At 57.1% G+C, this 1,857-nt stretch carries 2 protein-coding genes; one reads left to right on the top strand and one right to left on the bottom strand.

Annotated elements, in window-relative coordinates; translation table 11 throughout:
* Positions 1–360 precede the first annotated feature (360 nt).
* Complete coding sequence (locus YY7_RS62510; RefSeq protein WP_028169422.1) at positions 361–636, bottom strand: hypothetical protein; 276 nt, start codon at positions 634–636, stop codon at positions 361–363.
* 365 nt (positions 637–1,001) lie between these two features.
* On the opposite strand from YY7_RS62510, the gene YY7_RS59950 reads away from it, so the two are divergent.
* A protein-coding gene (locus YY7_RS59950; RefSeq protein ID WP_433994585.1) for an IS5 family transposase occupies positions 1,002–1,762 on the top strand; the annotation gives its coding sequence in 2 pieces (ribosomal slippage) (positions 1,002–1,524 and positions 1,524–1,762; 762 coding nt in all).
* Positions 1,763–1,857 lie beyond the last annotated feature (95 nt).

Genomic DNA, 1,857 nt, shown 5'->3' with positions numbered 1-1,857 from the left:
CATCCTTCGGCCGCCGTCTCAGCAGTGCCCATATTGCCGAAAGCAAATCCGTGAAAAACAGCGGCGAAAACACAATCTGCCAAAGTAGTGCTAGGCCGGTGTACCCATAAACCCGGCGGCGAGATGCGACAAAAGCAATGTCTGCTTTGCCCCTATAGCGACCGAGTTCGGGCGGCAGCGCAATATGTTGCGATGGGCCAAGAGGTGACACTCAACCCACCTTTTCAGCGCCCCTGCGGGAGCCGATCAGACGGTCTGAAAGAGGGCTCCAACAAGGTGGTCTGCAAACAAAAAAAGTCGCGCCGACAGGACTGGGCGCGACTCGGCATCGCCAGAATCGATCAGGAATGAGGCCGCCGACTACTTCTCTTTGATAACGGTCGTGCTGCTAGTGCCGCTAGTGCTACCAACAGTGCCTTCATCGCAGACTTTGGTCTGCTTGATGCGGTCTTCAGCTTCCACGCGGCTCGTGAAGGCCATTGGACCGATCTGCGTCACGACTTCCTTGTCCGCCGGGCGCGTGGTGGTAATCGTGCAGTGACGGTTGGGTCCTTGTACGACGTAGTACTCATCAGCCAGTGCTGGGGCGGCGCATCCGATGATTAGTGCGCCAGCAAGAAGAAGGGGTGCTTTCATTGTCGCCTCTCTATTCAAGTACTGCCGAATAACGGACGAGCGCGGTGAACAGAAATCTGCGTGCTACTGCGAACTCGACGAGATTGCCGCTCATCGTTCAATCCTCTCGGCGGTTCTGTAACTCGCCCGACGGTTTGGAGTTCCGCGATTTCTGGTGCAATGCAGGCCAGCACCAAACCAGCTGAATTTGATTGCAATGGTACAAAGACCCTGAGTTCTGCTCCGCATCATTTTGGACGCATTTGGCAGAGATTGACGACTGGTTGATGTCCGCTCCTGTCCGTAAGCGCCGCACCAAGAGCGGCCAGGAGCGTTGCGTTTGGCCGGACTGCCGTGATTCAAACCCCGAACTGGGGGCCCGAATCATGCGCTACCAACTCGCCGACCATGAATGGACCACCATCAAACCGATGCTGCCGAACAAGCCGCGTTGCGTTCCTCGGGTGAACGACAGACGGGTCCTCAACGGCATCTTCTGGGTCCTGCGATCCGGGGCACCTTGGCGCGATCTGCCGGATCGTTTTGGCCCTTACACGATCTGCTATAACCGTTTCGTCCGTTGGCGGCGGGCTGGCGTCTGGGGCCGCATCATAGACGCATTTGCCGCTGCCCACGATGCCGCTGTCCAGATGATCGACACCTCCATTGTCCGTGTGCATCAGCATGGAGCCTGCATCACACGAAACCAGCGCCAATCGATGGGGAGGTCACGCGGCGGCTTGACGAGCAAAATCCATGCGATGGTCGATAGCAATGGTCTGCCGGTACGGCTGGCGCTGAGCCCCGGTGAGGCCCACGACGTTCGACTTGCCAGAAAACTGCTGTCTCGTCTGAAAGTCGGGTCAATGCTGCTTGCCGACCGTGGCTATGATGCGGACTGGATCAGGGAGCTTGCCATGAAGAAGGCGCGTGGGCCAACATCCCGCCGAAAAGCAATCGCAGCGATCCGATCTGCTTCAGCCCCTATCTCTACTGCGCTCGCAACCAGGTCGAGCGGTTCTTCAACAGGATCAAACAATGTCGTCGGGTGGCGACGCGCTACGACAGGCTTGCTGCCAACTACCTTGCCTTCGTTCAACTCGCGTCAATCAGGCTATGGCTGCGCCTTAATGAGTCCGCGTCCTAACACTACTTTGGCAGATTGTTGATTTTGCGGCGTTTTATAGGATTCCCGAATCAATTTTTCAATGATTCATGGGTGGTCGGCTCTTGGAGGGCTGA

Origin of the sequence: Bradyrhizobium elkanii WSM2783, assembly GCF_000472865.1 — a bacterium.
Taxonomy (GTDB): domain Bacteria; phylum Pseudomonadota; class Alphaproteobacteria; order Rhizobiales; family Xanthobacteraceae; genus Bradyrhizobium; species Bradyrhizobium elkanii_A.
Note: the sequence above shows the minus strand (reverse complement) of the source record. Positions and strands in the feature narration are given on the sequence as shown.